The 21176-nt window shown below is 66.1% G+C and carries 15 protein-coding genes, 2 tRNA genes and 2 pseudogenes; 9 read left to right on the top strand and 10 right to left on the bottom strand.

What is annotated here, in order from left to right; all coding sequences use genetic code 11:
- Positions 1-40 precede the first annotated feature (40 nt).
- Positions 41-1021 (top strand): hypothetical protein, encoded by a 981-nt coding sequence (locus ASPHE3_RS03690; RefSeq protein ID WP_013599892.1) that lies wholly within the window; start codon positions 41-43, stop codon positions 1019-1021.
- A gap of 38 nt (positions 1022-1059) precedes the next feature.
- On the top strand, positions 1060-1245 hold the full coding sequence (locus tag ASPHE3_RS03685) for a hypothetical protein (RefSeq protein ID WP_041651959.1): 186 nt from the start codon (positions 1060-1062) through the stop codon (positions 1243-1245).
- 164 nt (positions 1246-1409) lie between these two features.
- Here ASPHE3_RS03685 and ASPHE3_RS03680 read toward each other — a convergent pair whose 3' ends face one another.
- The 8 genes from ASPHE3_RS03680 to ASPHE3_RS03645 all read right to left on the bottom strand — a co-directional run bounded on the left by ASPHE3_RS03680 (position 1410) and on the right by ASPHE3_RS03645 (position 8160).
- On the bottom strand, positions 1410-2255 hold the full coding sequence (locus ASPHE3_RS03680) for an aldo/keto reductase (protein WP_013599890.1): 846 nt from the start codon (positions 2253-2255) through the stop codon (positions 1410-1412).
- Between the two features lie 89 nt (positions 2256-2344).
- Entirely contained in the window at positions 2345-2794 is a 450-nt protein-coding gene (locus tag ASPHE3_RS03675; protein WP_013599889.1) for a hypothetical protein, read from the bottom strand.
- A 5-nt stretch (positions 2795-2799) separates the two neighbouring features.
- Positions 2800-3432: a bacterial proteasome activator family protein gene (locus ASPHE3_RS03670; RefSeq protein ID WP_013599888.1), complete on the bottom strand. Its 633-nt coding sequence runs from the start codon at positions 3430-3432 to the stop codon at positions 2800-2802.
- Positions 3433-3509: 77 nt separating this feature from the next.
- Positions 3510-3713: a YbdD/YjiX family protein gene (locus tag ASPHE3_RS03665; protein ID WP_013599887.1), complete on the bottom strand. Its 204-nt coding sequence runs from the start codon at positions 3711-3713 to the stop codon at positions 3510-3512.
- A complete protein-coding gene (locus tag ASPHE3_RS03660; RefSeq protein WP_013599886.1) occupies positions 3713-6013 on the bottom strand; it encodes a carbon starvation CstA family protein in 2301 nt (766 codons plus the stop codon). Before ASPHE3_RS03660 ends, ASPHE3_RS03665 begins: the two co-directional genes overlap by 1 nt.
- Before the next feature lie 210 nt (positions 6014-6223).
- Positions 6224-6508: a DUF1540 domain-containing protein gene (locus tag ASPHE3_RS03655; protein WP_013599885.1), complete on the bottom strand. Its 285-nt coding sequence runs from the start codon at positions 6506-6508 to the stop codon at positions 6224-6226.
- A gap of 93 nt (positions 6509-6601) precedes the next feature.
- A complete protein-coding gene (locus ASPHE3_RS03650) occupies positions 6602-7135 on the bottom strand; it encodes a PadR family transcriptional regulator (RefSeq protein WP_013599884.1) in 534 nt (177 codons plus the stop codon).
- A 41-nt stretch (positions 7136-7176) separates the two neighbouring features.
- Positions 7177-8160, bottom strand: coding sequence for an NAD(P)H-quinone oxidoreductase (locus ASPHE3_RS03645; protein WP_013599883.1), 984 nt, complete (start codon positions 8158-8160; stop codon positions 7177-7179).
- A gap of 108 nt (positions 8161-8268) precedes the next feature.
- On the opposite strand from ASPHE3_RS03645, the gene ASPHE3_RS03640 reads away from it, so the two are divergent.
- From ASPHE3_RS03640 to ASPHE3_RS03630, 3 genes and pseudogenes are all read left to right on the top strand, one after another.
- Positions 8269-8356: transfer RNA gene (locus tag ASPHE3_RS03640), tRNA-Ser, on the top strand.
- 432 nt (positions 8357-8788) lie between these two features.
- Positions 8789-13312 carry an ExeM/NucH family extracellular endonuclease gene (locus tag ASPHE3_RS03635; RefSeq protein WP_041651958.1) on the top strand — a complete coding sequence of 1508 codons (4524 nt, stop codon included), beginning with the start codon at positions 8789-8791 and terminating at the stop codon, positions 13310-13312.
- Between the two features lie 147 nt (positions 13313-13459).
- A pseudogene (locus ASPHE3_RS03630) lies at positions 13460-14200 on the top strand (IS30 family transposase); the annotation flags it as partial.
- A gap of 14 nt (positions 14201-14214) precedes the next feature.
- On the opposite strand, the gene ASPHE3_RS03625 reads toward ASPHE3_RS03630, so the two are convergent.
- Positions 14215-15417, bottom strand: a complete 1203-nt coding sequence (locus tag ASPHE3_RS03625) for an IS110 family RNA-guided transposase (protein WP_013599339.1) — start codon at positions 15415-15417, stop codon at positions 14215-14217.
- Between the two features lie 237 nt (positions 15418-15654).
- Between ASPHE3_RS03625 and ASPHE3_RS21960 the strand changes: the two are divergent.
- Positions 15655-16116, top strand: a pseudogene (locus ASPHE3_RS21960) (IS30 family transposase); the annotation flags it as partial.
- A 70-nt stretch (positions 16117-16186) separates the two neighbouring features.
- On the opposite strand, the gene ASPHE3_RS03615 reads toward ASPHE3_RS21960, so the two are convergent.
- The gene (locus ASPHE3_RS03615; protein ID WP_013599879.1) at positions 16187-18127 is read right to left on the bottom strand and encodes an FAD/NAD(P)-binding protein; all 1941 of its coding nucleotides are present in this window, start codon (positions 18125-18127) and stop codon (positions 16187-16189) included.
- Between the two features lie 74 nt (positions 18128-18201).
- On the opposite strand from ASPHE3_RS03615, the gene ASPHE3_RS03610 reads away from it, so the two are divergent.
- From ASPHE3_RS03610 to ASPHE3_RS03600, 3 genes are all read left to right on the top strand, one after another.
- Positions 18202-20445, top strand: a complete 2244-nt coding sequence (locus ASPHE3_RS03610) for a prolyl oligopeptidase family serine peptidase (protein ID WP_013599878.1) — start codon at positions 18202-18204, stop codon at positions 20443-20445.
- Between the two features lie 2 nt (positions 20446-20447).
- Positions 20448-20987 carry a GNAT family N-acetyltransferase gene (locus ASPHE3_RS03605; RefSeq protein WP_013599877.1) on the top strand — a complete coding sequence of 180 codons (540 nt, stop codon included), beginning with the start codon at positions 20448-20450 and terminating at the stop codon, positions 20985-20987.
- 85 nt (positions 20988-21072) lie between these two features.
- Positions 21073-21161: transfer RNA gene (locus tag ASPHE3_RS03600), tRNA-Ser, on the top strand.
- Positions 21162-21176 lie beyond the last annotated feature (15 nt).

Raw genomic sequence — 21176 nt, 5'->3', positions numbered from 1 at the left:
GCCAGAGCTGAAGCAGGCGGCCCCGCCTAAGATTGCGTTCATGGAAGATGAGGCCCTGGCCACCATCGCACAAGAGCTGTACGCCAGGCCGCTGGAGGAGTTCGTGGCGGCCCGGACGGCAGCAGCCAAGGACGTGGCGCCTGACAAAGACCTCAGTGCTGCCGTCCGGGCGCTGCCAAAGCCCTCTGTTGCTGCCTGGGCCGTGAACATGCTGGCCCTGCACCGGCCCGATGTCCTCTCCGGGCTGGCCGGCCTCGGAACCCGCATGCGCGCCGCCCAGGCAGCCCTTGATGCTGCCGCCCTCCGTGAGCTGGGACGTGAGCGGCGCACGGTGTTGTCCGCCGCCGTCGACACCGCACGCTCAGTGGCAGCGGACCAAGGCCGGAGCATCAGTGAAGCCATGGCGGGAGATGTCGAAGAGACCCTTCGGGCGCTGACGGCAGACGAGGGGGCGGCCGCCGCGGCCATGAGTGGACGGCTCCTGAAAACACTGTCCGCGGACGGCGTGAATGCGGTTGACCTGGCGGGGACCGTGGCAGTCCCCTCCGTCCTGCCGGCTGCCGCCACAGCGCCGCCAGCAGCCCAACCATCAGCCGGGCCGGCAGCTGCGGCGGGCAGGAAAGCGCGTACGACGACGGAAGCGCCACCGCGGCGCACGGCGGACAAGCCGCGGCTTGAGGCCGTCCGGCAGGCTCCGCGGCCAGCGTCGCCTCCTGCGCTGGAGAAAGCCAAGGCTGCCCTGGCCGACGCCCAGGCGGCGGAGGCCGAGGCGGCCCGCGAGGCCCAGGAGCTCCAGGAGCGGGCGGACGACACACGGACGGAAATCGCGGAGCTCCTTCAGGAGACGGCAGAACTGCGTGCCCGGCTCAGAGGGGCGGAAGAGCAACTGGACCGCTCCCGGAAAACGCTGGCGGCAACCACGGCTGAGGCAAAACAGGCGGTACGGGCCGCCGAAAAAGCGGAGCGGACGGCAATGCTGGCGCAGGAACGGGTACTCCGGCTGAACAACACGCGGGCGTGATTCCAAGGAATGTCAGACCCCGGTTGCACACTGGATTCATGGAGAACCAACAGGTACAGGAATTTCACGTCACGTACTTCGACGCTGACTGCGGCCGCGTCCGGGCCGAGGTTTTTGACACGCTGGCAGAGGCCGAGAGGTTCGCCAGCCGGCACTGCGCGGAGGAGGACGGCTGGGCTGTCGTTGATTCCGTGGCAGTGGAGCAGATCCGCACCGCGGCCTGACCCGGGCCCGCTGGCTCCCCGGTGCGCCGCTGGTGGGCCGCTGGTGGGCCGAAGACTGAAACGCGTGCCGCCGCTTAAAGCGGGCCGCCCTGCCGGAAGAGCTCCGGCAGGGCGGCTTGAAGACAGGCGCCCGCGGGGCACCCGTTCAGTGGAAAGTGTGAGGGCTATGCGAAATCGGAGACCGCCGGGTCAGGGCCGATGCGGCCTTCACCCTTGGCAGAACGGTCCAGCCCGTTGATGGCCTCGACATCCTCCGCGTCCAGGGAGACATCCAGCGCCGCGTAGTTTTCGCGGATCCGGGACTCCGTGACGGACTTGGGAATGACCACGTTGCCGATGGCAAGGTGCCAGGCGATAACAACCTGGGCAGGCGTTGCACCGTGCTTGGCCGCGACGGAGGCCACCACAGGGTCCTCCAGCAGCTCGCCGCCCTGCCCCAGGGGTGACCATGCCTGGGTGAGGATCCCCTTCGATGCGCCAAACTCGCGCAGCTCACGCTGGCTGAAGTACGGGTGGAGCTCGATCTGGTGGATAGCCGGGACCACTCCCGTTTCATCGATGAGCCGCTGCAGCCCTTCCGCGCTGAAGTTCGACACCCCAATGGACTTCACCCGGCCGCGCTTCTGCAGTTCGATGAGCGCCTTCCAGGTGTCAACGTACTTGTCCTGCTTGGGCTGCATCCAGTGGATCAGGTAAAGGTCGAGGGTTTCCAGTCCCAGCCGTGCCATCGAATCCTCGAAGGCTGCCAGCGTGGACTCATATCCCTGGTCCGAATTCCACAGCTTGGTGGTGATGAACAGCTGCTCGGGAGACAGGCCGGAGCTGGCGATCGCACGGCCCACGCCTGCCTCGTTGCCGTAGATCTTGGCGGTGTCGATGTGCCGGAAGCCCGCTTCAAACGCCTGGCGGACAACCTTCTCCGCCACGTCGTCCTCAACCTGCCACACCCCGTAGCCGAGCTGCGGGATGGTGTTTCCGTCATTGAAGGTCAGAGTAGGTGAAAGAGTCATCTGATCATCCTGCCAAACCTCTGTGCCGTGTCCGGCCGAATCGGCACGGAGTAAGCCAAACGCTTAACAGGGAATATCAGGAAGGGCAGCTACGAGGCTTCCTCGTGGAGGTGCCGCTCCGCTTCCGCAACCTGCTGGAACACTGCCTCCGCCCGCCGTCGTACGGATGCTGCCCCTACCGGAACCGGACCAATGGCCAGGCGCAGCATGGCGGCCGCTTCCGCCGTGGTGGCCAGCGAATTCCCGGCTTTGGACAGTGCCCGGTGAACTCCGGCAAGGGCAGCGGGGATGTCGAGGCTTTCATTCGGGGACCGTCGCTGCGCTTCCATGCACACCAGCCTTACCCTTTCCAGCAGCGAGGCAAGCTCGTTGGCGATGTCCACCAGCTCGTCGTACAGCTGGTCGTCTTCCACCCCTTCGAGCACCTGGTGGTAGCGGTCCAGCCCCCGCTGGAAGCGGTCGTGGGCACGGCGCCACAACCCTTGCCCCAGTTCGGCGTCGTCTTTCCGCCCCTGCCTGGCGGCGCTGAAAAAGCCCAAGGACCTTAGAGGTACTGTCCCGGACCGTGGTCCGGTTCGTCACGCTGCCCGGAGCGTGCGGGATGGCCGCCCCGCTGGCCGGCAGTTGCGCGCTGGGGCTCGCCATTTTCACCAATCACAACCCCGGGGGCGATCATGGTGCCCGGCGGCAACTGGCGGAGCTGCATCTGCGCTGCGGCATGCTCGCGTGCGGCGTGCTGGGCTGCGATGGCTGTCTGGATGCCGTGGAACAATCCCTCGAGCCACCCCACGAGCTGGGCCTGGGCGATCCGCAGTTCCGCGTCAGACGGAGTGGCCTCATCGGAGAAGGGAAGGCTGATCCTGTCCAGTTCCTCCACCAGCTCAGGGGCGAGCCCGTCTTCCAGCTCCTTGATGGAACGCTCATGAATCTCGGCGAGCCTTCCGCGAGCGGCGTCATCCAAAGGCGCGGACTTCACTTCCTCCAAAAGCTGCCTGATCATGGTCCCGATCCGCATTACCTTGGCTGGCTCATCCACCAGGTCCTGAAGGTTGCTGCCCTTGGGCTTGCTGCCATCCGCCAGGCTGCCCTGCGCGGGCACCGGCGCCTGTTGCTCGTCGATGGGGGTACCTTCTACCGGGAGGTCCTCAGCTGCCTGAGTGTCTTGTGGATCGCTCATGCGTTCATACTCTCATGAGCGATCCACCAGGAAGCCACTTCACGGGCCTCCCCGCCGCTTGTCCGCTGCAAGCTCAATCAGCAGCACCGGCCCTGCGGGTTGGAGTCCTGGCGGTCCGTCCGGTCCCGCCAAAACTCCCTCTCGCTCAGCGGCGGCTCCCGGTGGCCGGCCAGCCGGTGGTGCTCCAGGTACTTGGCATAGGCATCGGCACCCATGACGCCGCCGAGATACCGGGCGAAGCCCCTGAACCCGTTGGAGAGCCCGGTGAGAGCCGTGCTCATCAGTGGTGCCCTGCCCGCTCGAACCGGAGTTCCGCCGGAACCTTGTCCCATTCCGCCATCAGCTCGCGCTCAGCGGGGGTGGGAATCAGCCCTGCCGGTGCAAAGACGCGCGAAGGCTTGGCGGGGTCTTCGTTGTCCGTGACGACGGCCCCCGACCTGCGGCTGCGGAACGCCTTGACCGTGGCAAGCACCGCCGTCGCGATCACAATGATGCTGAGCACCACGAAGATCACGGACAGCCAGCCCTGGATGCCGGTGTTGCGGACCACGGCCTCCATGGCCGCCGCGGACTTCGCGGTACCGAACTCGGTCTTACCCTCTGCCAGGGCTTTGCTGAAGGCCGCGTTGTTGGCGAAGTAGCCCACAGCCGGAGTGGGCGAGAAGATCTTCTGGTAGCTCGCAGTGATGGTGACCACGGCGGCGAACGCCAGGGGGAGCGCCACGATCCAGAGGTACTTGAACGTGCCGCGCTTGGCCACAATGGCCAGGCAGACGGACAGGGCAATGGCAGCGAGCAACTGGTTGGCAATGCCGAAGAGCGGGAACAGCGTGTTGATGCCGCCCAGTGGGTCGGTAACACCCATCAGCAGCACGGCACCCCAAGCCCCGACCATGATCGCGGTGCAGAGCCACGCACCCGGCCGCCAGGAGTGCTCCTTGAACTTGGGGACGAAGTTGCCAATGGAATCCTGCAGCATGAACCGGGCAACACGGGTGCCGGCGTCCACTGCGGTGAGGATGAACAGCGCTTCGAACATGATGGCGAAGTGGTACCAGAACGCCATCATCGCGGTTCCGCCAATGAACTGCTGCATGATGTGGGCCAGGCCCAACGCCAGCGTGGGCGCGCCGCCAGTGCGTGACACGATGCTTTCCTCGCCCACGTTTTCCGCTGTCTGGGCGAGGAGGTCCGGGCTGATGTTGACCCCTGTCAGGCCCAGGCTGTTGACCCAGGCGGCCGCTGTCTCCACCGTTCCGCCGGTCAACGCCGCCGGAGAGTTCATGGCGAAGTAGAGTCCGCGGTCAATGGAGATGGCGGCGACAAGCGCCATGATGGCCACGAACGACTCCATCAGCATGCCGCCGTAGCCGATAAACCGCGTCTGGCGTTCCTTCTCCACCAGCTTCGGCGTGGTGCCCGAAGAGATCAGCGCATGGAACCCGGACAGGGCCCCGCAGGCGATCGTGACGAACAGGAACGGGAACAGGGCACCCGGGAACACCGGGCCGTTCTCCCTGCTGGCGAACTCGCTGAAGGCCGGGACGGTGATCTCCGGGCGGACCGCGATGATGGCCACCGCGAGCATCACGATCACGCCGATCTTCATGAACGTGGACAGGTAGTCACGCGGCGCCAGCAGCAGCCACACCGGCAGGATCGCCGCGATGAAGCCGTAAATGATGATGCCCCAGGCGATGGTGACGCGGTCCAGGCTGAAGATGTCGGCGCCCCACGGGGTTTCGGCCACGATGCCGCCGCCGATGATGGCCGCCATCAGCAACACAAACCCGATCAGCGATACTTCCATGACCTTGCCGGGCCGCAGGTAGCGCAGGTAGACACCCATGAACAGGGCGATGGGGATGGTCATGCCAACGGAAAAGACACCCCATGGGCTCTCACCCAGGGCGTTGACGACGACGAGCGCCAGGATGGCGACGATGATCACCATGATGAGCAGGGTAGCGATCAGGGCGGCGGTGCCGCCTACAACGCCGAGTTCCTCGCGGGCCATCTGCCCCAGGGACCGTCCCCCGCGCCGCATCGAGAAGAACATCACCAGGTAATCCTGGACGGCGCCGGCAAGGACGACGCCGATGATGATCCAGAGAGTGCCGGGCAGGTAACCCATCTGCGCGGCAAGCACGGGTCCTACCAGCGGGCCGGCGCCGGCGATGGCGGCGAAGTGGTGGCCGAACAGGACGTTGCGGTCTGTCCGGACATAGTCCTTGCCGTCCGCCTTGTACTCGGCCGGCGTGGCACGCCGGTCATCGGGCCTGGTGATGTAGCGCTGGATGACCTTGGAGTAGAAGCGGTACCCGATGAGGTAGGTACAGACTGAGGCGAACACGAACCAGATGGCGTTGACTGTTTCGCCGCGGATGATGGCCAGCATGAACCATGCCACGCCGCCGAGGAGTGCGATCGCAGCCCAGAGCGCGATCTTTCCCGGCGTCCACTTCTTCTCTTCAGCCTCCCGGACGGCCTCATCCACAGCTGTTGGGGGAAGGGCCGGATCGGTGGCGACCACGCCCTCTCCCCCGGATGCTTTCCTCCGCTGATCAGGCGTTTCGGCCATGTCTCCTCCTTGAGATGGTGCAGATCTCCCTTGCTGAGCAAGCTTACCCAGCCATGCTCCCGTTCCCGAAGGTTTTGTGCCCCAGTCGCGAGGCCGTGCGCCGAGCGGACGGGACGTGGCGGCGAAAGGAATTTGTGCCATAACAGGAAAGCCTCCGTCCGGATGGTCCGGGCGGAGGCCTTGGCTGCTGGTGCAGGCGTGGGGCGGTCCTCAGGCGTGGGCGTACGTGAGGCAGTCGGCGTTGTCCGCCCCCGGCCCCACATGGACCTCCGGCGCCTTGCACATGAGGTGGTCGTTGTGGACGCATTCGGAGCGCTGGCACGCCCCGACGTCGGCCAGCACCTTGGGCAGCCCGCCGTGGATGCCGGTCTCGATGAACGTGGCGCAGTGTGCGTGGTTCTCGGCGCCGCCCACAGTGATGGCGGCGGCATTGCAGTTGGTGTGGTCGTTAAAGGAACAGTTCGTTACGCTGCAGTCGGCGACGTGCGTTGTCATGAGCTTCCTCCGTGGGTTCCGCCGCCCGGGCGGACGGCTCCTTGACCTACGGTAGGCCCAAGGCAGCGAATCAAAAAGACCCAAATATGTTGCCTATTTCCCCTGCGCCTGCTGGACCATCCTTGCCTCGCACAGGTCCAGCCACCTGACCTCTGCTTCGGTCTGGAAGATCAGGGAGTCCAGGACCAGCAGCCAGGCGGTATCACTTGAACGCTGGTTGGAGGACGTGTCGCGGCGCGTCCGGGTGTAATCCTGCAGGGCCTTAAGGGAAGCCGACCGCTGGGCCTGGATGATGGCCTGGACGTCCACGCCCGGCAGGGTGACCGCGAGCGCGAGCTTGATGGCAAGTTCGTTCCGGGGCGGGTTGTTCCGTTCCACCGGGTCAACAAACCAAGCCTGTATTTCTGCCCTGCCTGCAGCCGTGATGCTGTACATCACGTGTCCGCCGCCGTCGTCGTCCTCACGCGCAACCAGCGCGTCCCGCTCGAGCCGGTCCAGCGTGGTGTACACCTGCCCGATGTTCAGCGGCCAGGTGGTGCCGGTCCGGTTCTCGAACTCCAGCCGCAACTGGTAGCCGTAGCGCGGCTGGTCCTGCAGCAGTGCGAGGAGGCTGTGACGGATGGACATGCTGTTCCTTGTACTCGGCGAGCATTGGACGTCGGGCGGACCTACATGAGCAACAGGATCTTTCCGACGTGCTCACCGGTATCAAAATAGCGGTGGGCCGCCCGCACCTGGTCCAGCGGGAAGGTCTTGGCTACCAGCGGCCGGATGCTGCCGTCGCTGACGAGCGGCCAGACAGCTTCGCGGACGGCATTCATGATGGCGCCTTTCTCCGCCACCGGCCGCGGGCGCAAGGCAGTGGCCACCACGGCGGCGCGCTTTTTCAGCAGCTGTCCCAGATCGAGCTCACCCTTCGTTCCGCCCTGCAGGCCGATCACCACGAGGCGTCCGTAGTCAGCGAGCGCGTCCACGTTTTGGGCCAGGTACTTGGCACCGACGACGTCGAGGATGACGTCAGCGCCTTTTCCTCCGTTTTGGCGGCGGAGACTCTCAGGAAAATCTTCCTCGGCGTAGTTGATCGCGATGTCGGCGCCCAGGAAGGCCTTGGCCGTGCCCACCTTCTCGTCGGAGCCGGCGGTGGCGGCAACCCGGGCGCCGAGCGCCTTGGCGAGCTGGATGGCCATGGTGCCGATCCCGCCCGTAGCCCCGTGGATCAGGACGGTTTCGCCCGCCTGCAGCTGGGCCGTCATCACCAGGTTGGAGTAGACAGTGGCCGCGACCTCGGGAAGGGCCGCCGCGGTCACCAGGTCAACTCCCTCGGGTACGCGCAGGACCTGCTCGGCCGGTACGGCAACCTGCTGGGCGTACCCGCCACCGGCCAGCAGCGCCACCACCTTGTCCCCCAGGGAGAACGCCTTCTTGACGCCGGGGCCGAATCCCGCAATCCGGCCGGACACTTCTAGTCCGGGAATTTCCGAGGCTCCGGGAGGCGGCGGGTAGAACCCCCGGCGCTGCTGCACGTCCGCCCGGTTCAGGCCGGCAGCCACAACATCAATGAGCACCTCACCGTTTCCCGGTACTGGAGCCTCCGTCTCGCGGACCTCCAACACTTCCGGCCCGCCGGGCTCTGAAATGAAGACGGCTTTCATGGAACACTCCCGTTTTTGAACTGAATACTGCGTGCAACCAGTGTGCACCGGACACCTTGCGGACTCTGTTTTGTTGCAGGCAAGTGCCTATGAAACACTACTGGGTGAGGAAGGTTGTCCGAGCGGCCGAAGGAGCTAGTCTTGAAAACTAGTGTGCGGTAACCCCGTACCAAGAGTTCGAATCTCTTACCTTCCGCGAATAGGGCCCCTGTCCGCCAGCATGCTGGCGGACAGGGGCCCTTCGTTTGCCGCCTGCATGCCCTGTCCATGAGCGCGGGCGGGCCGCTTGTAAATTCTTTGGACAAATGTTCCGCCAAGGCCTTTTCCTCTAGCTACCGGCCGGTATCCTTTGTGGTGGCCGGCACATGGAGTGCGTGCGGGCCACGATAAACTGCCAACAGCATCACCGGGACACGGGGCCGCGGGGGCTCCGGGCCGATGGGCGTCCGCTCCGCTGGGGAGCGCTCCGCCGAATGCACGCGCCAGCCACCCTGCGTTCATTCAGCGCTGTTGTGATGTTCCGGATACCACTTGACCAGGAGCAGGATCCGGGCCCTGTCCGTCGGTACAACCCGGACACCTTCCATCGGGTCCCCTACCGGGGACACCCTTATGAAAGTAAGAGCGGATGCATCAAACACCTTGGAAACTAGCGCTGGGCACGGCGTTGTCGGCGGGGCTCTTGGCTCCCCTGGCAGCGGTCCCGGCGGCCGCGGAGGTCTCGCCCGCGGCAGGAACCTCACCCGTTGTGATCAACGAGGCCTATCTCAGCGGCGGCAGCAGCGGCGCCGCCTTCAAGAACAAGTTCGTGGAGCTCTACAACGCATCGGGTGCTCCCGTTTCCCTGGACGGCTGGTCGGTCCAGTACCGCTCCGCCGCCGGAACAGGTTCGCCCACCGGTGTGACGGCCCTTTCCGGCTCCATTCCGGCCAGGGGACACTACCTTGTCCAGGGCGGAAGCAATGGCGCCAACGGGGCGGATCTCCCCGCACCCGACCTGGTTTCCACTGCCCTGAATCTCAGCGGCACTGGGGGGACCATCGTGCTCGCCAAGCAGCCCACCGCCGTCGCCCTGGCCACCGGGTCCCAGGTGGAGCCGGCCGGTGTAGCGGACCTGCTGGGCTACGGCACCTCGAACACCTTCGAAGCCCTGGTTGCCCAGGCCCCCGCGAGCAACACCGACGTCAGGAGCCTGAACCGGGCGGCCGGCGCGGACAGCAACAGCAACGCCGCCGACTTCAGCTTCAACGCCACCATCACACCAACCGGCACGGGCGGGGCTGCCACCCCGGAGCCGGATCCCACGCCCGACCCCGCGCCCGCCACCCGGACCATCGCCGAGATCCAGGGCACTGGCACCGCAAGTCCCCTGGCCGGATCGACGGTAACCACCACGGGCAAGGTCACCGCCGTCTTCGCAACGGGCGGGCTCAACGGCTACTACCTGCAGACTGCAGGCACCGGCGGCGACCTCACAGCCACCAACCATGCGGCGTCGGACGGCATCTTTGTGTACTCCCCCGCCACTGTGGGCTCGGTCCAGCCCGGCGACTACCTCCAGGTGACCGGCGCAGTAGCCGAGTACTACGGCATGACCCAGCTCAACGTCACCGCGGCTGCCTCCCTCACCAAACTGATGGAAGCCGCGCCTGAAGTGAAGGCCACCGCCTTCACGCTGCCCGCCAGTGAGGCTTTCCGCGAATCCCTCGAGGGAATGCTCCTGGCTCCGCAGGGCCCGCTGACCGTCACGGACAATTACGCCCTGAACCAGTACGGCGAGATCGGCCTTGCCGGCGGGACCACTCCCCTGGCCCAGCCCACCGCCGTCGCGCCGTACGGTTCCGCCGAATACGCCGCAGCGGTGGCGGACAACGCCGCCCGCGGGATCAAGCTCGACGACGGTTCCAGCACCAACTTCCTGCGCGACGCCGCAACGAAAGCCCAGGTGCTGCCCTACCTGACCCCCACTGACCCCGTCAGGGTGGGCTCCACCGCCACCTTCTCCACCAACGTGGTGCTCGGTTACGCCAACAACGCCTGGAAACTCCAGCCCCTGACCCACCTGACGGAAGCCAACAAGGCCACCGTCCAGCCCGCAGCCTTCGGCGCCACCCGCACTGACGCTCCGGCCGCCGTCGGAGGCAACCTCAAGCTCGCCTCCTTCAACGTCCTCAACTACTTCCCCACCACGGGAGACCAGCTCACCGGCTGCACCTATTACGATGACCGCGAAGGCAACCCCATCACCGTCCGCGGCGGTTGTGACGCCCGCGGAGCGGCCAACGCCGAGAACATCAAGCGGCAGCAGGACAAGATCGTCGCCGCCATCACCAAGGCCGGCGCCGACGTGGTCACCCTGATGGAGATTGAAAACTCCGCCCAGTTCGGCAAGGACCGGGACGACGCCCTGGCCAGGCTGGTGGAGGCCCTGAACATCGAAACGCCGGGCATTTGGGACTACGTCCGTTCGCCCGCCAACGCCCCGCCGCTCAGCGACGAGGACATGATCCGCACCGCATTCATCTATAAGAAGGCTGTTGCTGAACCCGTGGGTGATTCCATCATCCACAATGACACCGTGGCGTTCGCCACCGCACGGAAGCCTCTGGCCCAGGTCTTCAAGCCCGTGGGCGGCGACCCGGGGACAGAGTTCATCGCCATCGCCAACCACTTCAAGTCCAAGGGCTCCGCCGCCACGCCGGAGGACACGGACAAGGGCCAGGGCGCGTCCAACCTGGCCCGCACCGCCCAGGCGAAGTCCCTCCTCGATTTCGCCACCTCACTGCAGGAGTCCAAAGGCACCGACAAGGTGTTCCTGATCGGCGATTTCAACGCATACGCCAAGGAAGACCCCATCAACGTCTTCACTGCCGCTGGGTACGTCAACCAGGACGGGAAGGCGCGCAATGCCGACGGAACCTCCAAGCACTCGTACCTGTACGGCGGGATGGTGGGATCCCTGGACCACATCCTCGCCTCCCCCGCCGCCGACGCGGCCGTCACCGGCGCGGACATCTGGAACATCAATTCCGTGGAGTCCGTGGCCCTTGAGTACAGCCGCTACAACAGCAACATCACCAACTACTACGCACCGGACCAGTACCGTGCCAGCGACCATGATCCCGTCATTGTGGGCCTGGACCTGGTATCCGCACCTGCCACCGTTGACCTGAATTTCCTGGGCATCAACGACTTCCACGGCAGGATCGACTCCAACACCGTCCTGTTCGCGGGCACCATCGAGAAGCTTCGTGCGGCCGCCGCTCCCGGCGCCACCGCCTTCCTTTCCGCCGGCGACAACATCGGCGCATCGCTCTTCGCGTCCGCCGTCGCCAAGGACCAGCCCACCATCGACGTCCTGAACGCCTTGGAGCTTCAGGCCTCGGCAGTGGGCAACCATGAGTTCGACGGCGGGTGGGCGGACCTGCGCGACCGCGTCATTTCCGGCGGCGCCAACGCGAAATTCCCGTACCTGGGGGCCAACGTCTACAAGAAGGGAACCGCGGAGCCGGTCCTGCCCGAGTTCACCGTCCTGGACATGAACGGAATCAAGGTGGCGGTCATTGGCACGGTGACCCAGGAGGTTCCCTCCCTGGTGACTCCCGCGGGCATCGCCGACCTCGAGTTTGGCGATCCAGTGGATGCCATCAACCGGGCTGCCGCACGGATCACGGCGGAGAACCTTGCCGACGTCATCATCGTGGAAAACCACGACGGCGCGGGGTCGGGAACGGTGGAAGGGTCCACTTTGGCGGAGGAAGTGGCAGCCGGGGGACCGTTCGCGAAGCTGGTCACCGAGACGTCTCCGGACGTCGACGCCATTTTCACGGGACATACCCACAAGGAGTACGCCTGGGACGCGCCCGTCCCGGGCGTTGAGGGCAAGACCCGCCCGATCGTCCAGACAGGAAACTACGGCGAGAACGTCGGGCAGATCCAGCTGACGGTGGATAACGCCACGAAGCAGGTTACTTCCTACAAGGCCGGCAACGTCAAGCGCACCACCGACCCCGCTGCCGGTCTGATCGCCGCCTACCCGCGCGTTGCCGCCGTCGACGCGATCGTGAGGAAGGCACTCGCGGACGCCGCCGCCGTCGGAAACCAGCCTATTGGTTCCGTCACGGCTGACATCACCACGGCGTTCACCACGGACGCCACCGGCGCCCCGAAGCGTGACGACCGCGGCAGCGAGTCCACCCTGGGCAACCTGGTGGCGGACTCCCTGCTGGATTCCCTGCAGCCCGCCGAGCTGGGCGGTGCCGAGATCGGCGTGGTCAATGCCGGCGGCTTGCGGAACGAGCTCTACTACGCGCCCGACGGAACCATCACCTACGCCGAAGCCAACGCGGTGCTGCCGTTCGTGAACAATCTCTGGACAACATCCCTGACCGGTGCCCAGTTCAAGACGCTCCTGGAGCAGCAGTGGCAGACCAACCCGGACGGCACGGTTCCCAGCCGCGCCTACCTCCAGCTGGGCCTGTCGAAGAACGTGAACTACACGTACGACGCCGCCCGGCCCGCCGGGGACCGCATCACATCGGTGCGGGTAAACGGCGAGCTTCTTGACCCGGTGAGGTCCTACCGGATCGGCACGTTCAGCTTCCTGGCAACGGGAGGCGACAACTTCCGGATCTTCACCGAGGGCACCAACACCAAGGACTCGGGGCTCGTGGACCGGGATGCCTGGATCAGCTACCTGCAGGAAAGCAGCCCGGTCTCACCGGACTTCGCCCGCCGTTCCGTGGCTGTCACCAACACCACTGCAGCTGAAGTGAAGCCCGGGGAGGCCATCATCCTGGCGGTCTCCAAGCTGGACCTGACCTCCCTGGGCAGCCCGGCGAACAAGAGCCTGCTGGCCGTGTTTACGGATGCCGCGGGGAAGGTAACCGAGCTTGGGACGGTTCCCGTGGAAGGCGGCGCGGCAAACATTAGCCTGCCGGTTCCATCGGATGCCGCTGCGGGGGCCGGGACGCTGCTCCTCACCGCCGCAGAATCCGGCACCAAAGTCACGGTGGACGTGGAGGTGGCGGCCATGGATCCGGCAGGTCCGGTGTGCACCGCTCCGGCCAAGCCCTCCCGGCCCGCCGACCTTGCCGGCCAGGCCAACTACGGCCAGGCCATGGCCGCCTACCGGGCCTGCCTCCGCGGCTGACGAACCGCGGCTGACAACCCGGATGAGGAGTGTCCACCCGCCTTCCGGCAGTCAGGGACGCTCTCTCACTTAATGGGCCTTAAACCGATTCGCTCTCTCACCCGGTGAGAGAGCGAATCGGGCAGGTTCAAGGGGTCGTTGCAACACCTGAGTGATTGGGGTGTTGTTGTGGGTTTTGGTCGGCCTGAGCTGTTGCAGTCGGTGGTGCGGGTTTTCTGGGAGGCGCGGTCTTCTGGGGCATCTGATGAGGTGGCGGCGGCGGTGGCCGGTATGTCCCTGTCTGCGGCCAGGTTGATCGTCCGTCAGCATGGTGGGGTGGATCCTGCGAAGAAGCCCCCGTGCGGGCGGTTCCTGTCCTTCGATGAGCGCGAGTTGATCGCTGTGTGGCGGGCGGCCGGGTGCGGCGTGCGGGAGATCGGCCGGCGTTTGGGCCGGAACCCGTCCACTGTCAGCAGGGAGCTGGGCAGGAACATCCGGAACGGGGGCAACCGTCCGTACCTGGCGTCCTCGGCGCAGAACCGTGCGCAGAAGCTGGCGCGCAGGCCTAAGGCACGGAAGCTGGCTTTCAACGAGGCCCTGGCGCTTTACGTCGCCGGAATGCTGACGGCGCGGGAACGGTTGTCCCCGGAGCAGATCAGCGCCCGGCTGCGGATTGATTTCCCCGATGATGAAAGCATGCGCATCAGCCCGGAGACCATCTATCAGTGCATCTACATCCAGGGCCGCGGCGGGCTGAGAGCCGAGCTCGCTGCTGCTCTGCGCACCGGCCGGGCCGTGCGGCAGCCAAACCGGCGCGCGGGCATGCGAAGGCCCCGGGTCCCGAAAGAGTTGCTGATCAGTGAACGCCCCGCGGAAGCCGATGACCGGGCAGTGCCCGGGCACTGGGAATCTCAATGTTTCTGTCAAGCCGCCTGAGCGGTGATGCGTGGCATTGGTTCCTGGTAGATGGTGTGGTCACGGAGCATCGCCCAGAGGACGTTGATGCGACGTCTGGCGAGGGCGATGAGGGCCTGTTTATGCGACTTTCCTTCTCCGCGCTTCCGGTCGTAATAGGTTCTTGAGGCCGCGCTGTTCTTCAAGCTGGAGAGGGCGGCGAGGTAACAGGTCCGCAGGAGCCTGCGGTTAAAGCGACGTGGTCGGTGCAGGTTCCCGCTGATTCGTCCGGAATCGCGCGGGACGGGAGCCAGCCCCGCGACGCTGGCGAGCCGGTCGACTGAGTCAAACGCGTCCAGGTTGCCGCCGATGTTCGCGAGAAAAGTAGCTGCGAGTACGGGGCCGAAGCCCGGCATGGTGAGCAAAACATCGGCGCTGTCGTGCTTCCCGAACAGGTCCGTGATCTGGGCATCGATGCCGGCGATCTCCGCATCGAGAGTGCTGATTTGCCCGGCCAGCCGGACGACCAGGGCAGAGCCTGTGGTCTGAGTTGGCAGTACGGTGTGCTGGGAGTTTGCGGCTATCAGTGCCTTCTCTGCCATCTTGGCACTATTGCGGCAGCCGCGTTTCCTCAGCCAACCGGTGAGCCGAGCTAGTCCGATCCGCCGGATGCCCTCGGGTGTCTGGTAGCCGCCCAGGAGGACCAGGGGCGCCTGTTTGGAGTAGTCGAACGCACGCTCGAGAGCCGGGAAATATTCCAGCAAGGTGGCGCGGAGCCTGTTGATCGCCCGGACACGGTCGCAGATCAGATCCGTACGGCGGGCGGTGAGGAGCCGCAGGTCAACGCTGATCTGGTCCGTGCGGCGGACTGGTTGGAGGTCCGTGCGCATCCGTGCCTGGTCAGCGATGATCCTGGCATCTTTCGCGTCGGTCTTGCCATCTCCGCGGTAGGTCTCCGCAGCGTGATGCACGATCCGTCCAGGTATATAGAGCAGTTGCTGGGCGTGCGCGGCCAACAACTCGATCAACAGGGCCGCTCCGCCGGAATTCAGATCCGTGGCCCAGCAGACTTCGCCCCCGGCCGCGATCTCCGCGATCGTGGCTATGAGTTCGAGCACTGCGTTTTCGTCGTTCTCGACCCGTTTCGAGAGCAGCACGGTCCCCGTCTGATCGATCACGACGCAATGATGTGCTCTTTTGCCTGAGTCGATTCCTACCCAGAATGCCGGCATGTTCAGTCTCCTTCGATCAGCTCCAATTTCGGTTGGCCCTGTCGATAACTACGCCGGCACGTCCTTACCCAACGATCAATGTCGTAATTCTCAATCAGCGGTCGAGTCATCGGCGGGCAGCGGGCGGCCATTCCCAGTGAGCCATCCAAGCGGCAGGGCGACCTAGGCCATACCCGCCACCCGAGGGTGATCGAAACACTACGACAGCTCCGAAATCACCCACAACAAAATCGTAAGGAGGGCGATCTGATCATCGGTACCCCTGGCGCCGGGGCGATCGGAACCCTCGTGGAACGCAGTAGCCGTTTCGTGATGCTCCTGCACCTGCCTAACGGACATACCGGCGAGCAGGTGCTGGCCGCCATCGAGGCAACCCTTCCGACCCTGCCGGCCCAGCTGCGCCGGTCCCTGACCTGGGACCAAGGCGCTGAGATGGTCGGCATTCACGAACGCGTCAGGATCGCCACCGGCGCCGAGGTCTACTTCTGCGATCCTCACTCACCCTGGCAACGCGGCACGAACGAGAACACCAACGGACTCCTGCGACAGTACTTCCCCAAAGGCATGGACCTCACCACCGTCACCCGCGCAGACCTCGACTACGCTGCCGCAGGACTCAACGGACGCCTACGCAAAACCCTCGGCTGGAAAACACCCGCACAAGCCCTCCAGCAAATACTGGAAGAATCAGCAGCATAGGACGTGTTGCAACGACCACTTGAATCCGCCTCGGTTTAACCAACATCAAGTGAGAGAGCGTCCGGGGAAGTCACAGCTCCAGGATTGCCTGGGCGATCTCGTCCGCGTCGCGCAGCGTCCGTTGGCCGCTGCGGTAGGCGGGCATGCCGGGCTGCACAGCTTCGGCAGCGATGGCGGTCCCCCACTGGGAGGACGAAAGCTGCAGGCCGAGCACGAAAAGGCCTTCCGTGACGGACCCGTTCGCTGCCACCGGGCGGTAGGGGTGCGGAACGACGTCCAGTCCGGTGGACTGCACCGGCGCGCCCTCCGCCGTCATCATGAGTTTGGACCTGACCAGCCCGTCGGCGAGCAGTTGCTCCAGCACGGGGGAATCGTTTGCTGCTACGCGGTTGCCGGGCGCGAGCGCCTCCACCATGGTCTTGGCCGTCACGGGCTGTCCACCCACCCATGGGGAGGATGCCGTGAAGGCGCCCGCCCGGCGGTCCACGCCGAATTTCGGGTCGGGTCCCACAAAACTGACAATCCCGGCCCGCGCCAGCGCAGCCAGCTGTTCGGAGCGCAGCGCGGGGGGCCCGCTGGCGAGGCCCTCAACGAAGGACTCGAACCAGCCGCGCAGCCCGGCAACCCAGGACTCGTCCGTGATGCCGCCGTCGGCCACTGCTGTCTTAAGCACTGCCCGCCCATGGTGAAGTGCCCCAATGGCCATCTTCACGGGGTCGTCCTCGCCGAGCGCGGAACGCCTGGCGTCATCCAGCAGGTAATCCACGACGGCGGCGTCGAGTTCGGCGCGTGAGGCAAACGAGCGCCCGGCCAGCGGAGCGGCCAGCCCTGGCAGGTCAAGGCGGTGCCTCGGTCCGACGTGGATGGCGAGCACGCTCTCCACGCCGTCCTCCCACTTGGCGGCGCTGTGGGCGTGCGGGTGCAATGCTTCTTCCAGGGCTGCGAGGAAGGCGTCCGGATCCGGTACGGCGTTCGGCTGCGAGCGCACCAGTGTGGAGTAGTACGCCCACAGTGCGTCGCGGTGCAGGAGCGGCCAAAGATCGTGGTCGAAACCGGGCCGGATCCCGGCCGTACGGAAGCGGTCCAGCGCAGCTTCCGTGAAATAACGCAGGGTCACGGATGCCGGGTAGTAGCCCGCCAGTGCCGCCTTGGCCCGGTAGGGTGTTCCCCGCCTTGAGGCGGCAATGATGTGGGGCTCCTGGCCCGAGGGCTCGTAGCGGAGTGAACTGCCGTTGCTGACGAACTTCCCGCCGCGGCCTTCGGTGAGCTGACCCATCGTGTCGAAGAAGTTCAGGCCCATGCCGCGAACCAGGACGGGTTCGCCGGCGGGGACCCTGGACCAGTCCACGTCGGCCGGCACTGCGGGCGGCAGGTACCTCAGGCCCAGCTGCTCCGCCGAGGCCTGCAGCTCCCGCTGCTCAGGGTTCAGGCGTGAGGGGATGTGCCCGAGGGCCAGCACCACTGCGTTGGCGCGGAGCGTGCCGCCGGCGGCCAGGCCGACGTCGAACGTTCCGTCCCCCGCGGGCCGCACCGATTCGGCGGAAGTCTCATGGAATTTAATGGTGACGCCGCCCGGCGCCTTCTGCGTCAGCTCCTCCAGGGTGGAGCGGAGGTAGCGGCCGTACAGGGCGCGGCTGGGGAAGTCGCTGGATCCCAGGACTGCCAGTTCGGCCCGCTCATCCGCGGTCAGGGACGGGGACGGGGCCAGCTGCTGCCCGGCCCGCCATTGGTCGAAGGTGGTCCCTGCGACGGGTACGGCCAGGGACGGATCCTGCGGTACCAGGGTGGGATAGAAGGACTGGGTGTTCATCAGGTACAGGCGGGACTGCCGGGGCTGCCAGACGTGCCCGGGGCCTGCAGGGTAGGGATCGATGACGTCGATGTGCAGGTCCGCAGATGCTGTCCCGGCCGCGGCGGCCGCAGCAGTGTGGGCGAGGAGCCGCTCCAGCACGCTGGTGCCCCGCGGGCCCGCGCCGATAATGGCGGCCCGGATGCTCTGCGTTTTTTCCACGGCATCCAGAGTATCCGCTATGGGCTGAACGCTTGACTTGCCAGCGGTCTGCGGATGTTGTTTGGATGGGGCGCATGACCACCACAGCAGCTGATCAAGCGCCCGCCCCGGGTTCCGGCACTACGCCCGGCACCTCCCCGCAGGGCCCGGCGCCCGAACCGACAGACGAGAACGTCTGGCTGGAGGAGATCTACGGCGAAACGCAGCTGGCCTGGGTCAAGGAACAGAATTCCCGCACGGAGGACCTGCTGGAGGACGCGGACTACGCGGCGCTGGAAGGAAGCATCCTCGAGGTGCTGGACTCCACCGACCGGATCGCGATGGTGGGCAAGCGCGGCGACTGGTACTACAACTTCTGGAAGGACCGGCAGAACCCCAAGGGACTGTGGCGCCGCACCACGTGGGAGAGCTACTGCTCGGACGCGCCGGAATGGGATGTGCTGCTGGACGTCGATGCGCTGGCCGCCGCGGAGGACGTCGAGTGGGTCTTCCACGGCGCAACGTTCCTCCGCCCCGCGCCGGGCGAGCCGTACCGGCACGCACTCCTGGCCCTGTCCCCGGACGGCGGCGATGCTAACCGCTACCGGGAATTCGACGTTGAGTCGCGCATGTTCGTGGACCCCGTGCAGGGCGGCTTTGACCTGCCGACGGCGAAGGGCAACGTTTCGTGGCTGGATGCGGATACGCTGCTGGTCGCCTCCACCGCCGAGGGCCTGCCCAAGACGGCCTCCTCGTACGCACGCACCGCCGTCACCCTTACGCGCGGAGCCTCCCTCACGGACGCCCCCCGCCTGTTCGAGGTGCCCGAGGACCACATGATGGCGGTGGTGGCGCACGATTCCACTCCCGGCTTCGAGCGGACGTTCGCTGTGGACTACATCGATTTTTACAACCGGCGGAACCTGGTGATGCGGGACGGGGAATGGGAGCAGATCGACGTGCCCACCGACGTCAACGTCAGCGCCCACCGTGAATGGCTCCTCTTCCGCCCACAGCAGGACTGGACCCTGGACGGCACCACCTACCCGGCGGGGTCACTGCTGGTCGCCAGGTTCGAGGACTACCTGGCCGGCCACCGCGGCATTGCCGTGCTTTTTACCCCGGACGCCACCACGTCGCTGCAGTCCTGGAGCTGGACCCGGAATTTCCTGCTCCTCAACCTGCTCAAGGATGTTTCCTCCGAGATCCGGGTGCTGGATCCGTCCCGGCCAACCCACAATGCTGAGGCGGCCTGGTCATCCACATTGCTGGACGCCTGCCCGCCACTTCATGACGTCAACGCCTACGCGGTGGACGATGAGGACGATGCCGACGGCGGCGCCGGCGACGATTTCTGGCTCGTGGCCACCGGTTTCACCACGCCCAGCACCCTGATGCGGGGCACCCTGGCGCGGGCGGCTGACAGGACTGCCGGAGTGGTGAGCCGGCACGCAGCGGTGAAGGCATCGCCGTCGTTCTTTGCGGAAGAAGACTATGAGGTGCAGCAGCACTTCGCCGTGTCCGACGACGGCACCCGGGTTCCGTACTTCCAGGTCGCCTCACGGGACCTGGCGCTCGACGGGCAGAACCCCACTCAGCTGTCGGGCTACGGCGGCTTCGAGGTCTCCCGAACCCCGGCCTACAGCGGCACGGTGGGCAGGGCCTGGCTGGAACGCCGTACCGCTGCTGCGCCGGGCGCGGACGGGGAAGCCCCGCACTCGCGCGGCGGCGTGTACGTGGTGGCGAACATCCGCGGCGGCGGCGAATACGGCCCGGCGTGGCACCGCGCAGCCCTGCAGGAGAACCGGCACAAGGCCTACCAGGATTTCGCCGCGGTTGCCCGGGACCTCATGTCCCGCGGGGTCACCTCCCGGGAGCGGCTGGGTTGCGTGGGCGGATCCAACGGCGGCCTGTTGGTGGGCAACATGCTCACCCGCTACCCGGAACTTTTCGGCGCAGTCTCCTGCGGCGTGCCGCTGCTGGATATGCGCCGCTACACCAGGCTGTCCGCCGGCCACTCGTGGATCGCGGAGTACGGTGACCCGGATGTGCCGGAGCAGTGGGAGTACATCCGGACCTTCTCCCCCTACCACCTGCTCAAGGACGGGGTGGAGTACCCGGAAACGTTCATCTGGACTGCCACGTCCGATGACCGGGTTGGACCGGTACAGGCCCGCAAAATGGCAGCCCGCATGCTGGCCATGGGCATCCCGAACGTCTGGTTCCATGAGGCGCTGGAGGGCGGCCATGCCGGCGCGTCCGACAACCGGCAGGCAGCGGCCCTGCAGGCACGCAGCCACCACTTCCTCTGGAAGGCACTGGCGGGCGGGACACCCTAGCGTTGGCGCTGACAGTCCGGCGGGCTGCTCCCGCTGACGTTGAGCGGCTGGCGGAGGTCCATATCCAATGCTGGCGTGAGACCTACCGCGGGATGCTCTCCGAAAGGTTCCTGGCATCGCAGGACCCCGCTTCCAGGCTGTCCCTCTGGCGCCGACTGCTGGAATCGCCGGAACCGGCTGATGCGTGGGTGGCGTGCGACGGCGGCACGGTGGTTGGATTTGCGGGCGTCCGCCACGTGCCCGCCGGCGAGGTGACGCATGATGCCCCGCCGCCGTCGTCGGGCAGCCTGGAACTGTGGGGGCTGTATCTGCTGGCCTCGCACCAAGGCCTTGGCCTGGGACGCCGCCTCCTCGAGGCGGCCCTGGGCAACAGCGCAGCCAGCCTCTGGGTAGCAGCGGACAACGCCCGGGCCATCGGGTTCTACCGGCGCTTCGGCTTTGCTCCGGACGGCGCCGAGGATGTGATTCCGACGTGGGAGGACCTTCACGAGATCAGGATGGTCCGGGCCGGGCAGGGCCCCGGGCCGGACAACCCCGGGTAACGGCGGCGTGCTGCCCGGCCTGCCGCATCCGTTTTGCACTGCATGCCCGGATCTGCGTATCCTTGGTGGGCTAGGAATAGCAATTGGAGACGTGCCAGAGCGGCCGAATGGACTTCACTGCTAATGAAGGGTCGGGGTTAAACTCGACCGGGGGTTCAAATCCCCCCGTCTCCGCGTTTGTGGTGAGTC

Origin of the sequence: Pseudarthrobacter phenanthrenivorans Sphe3, from assembly GCF_000189535.1 — a bacterium.
GTDB lineage: Bacteria > Actinomycetota > Actinomycetes > Actinomycetales > Micrococcaceae > Arthrobacter > Arthrobacter phenanthrenivorans.
Note: the sequence above shows the minus strand (reverse complement) of the source record. Positions and strands in the feature narration are given on the sequence as shown.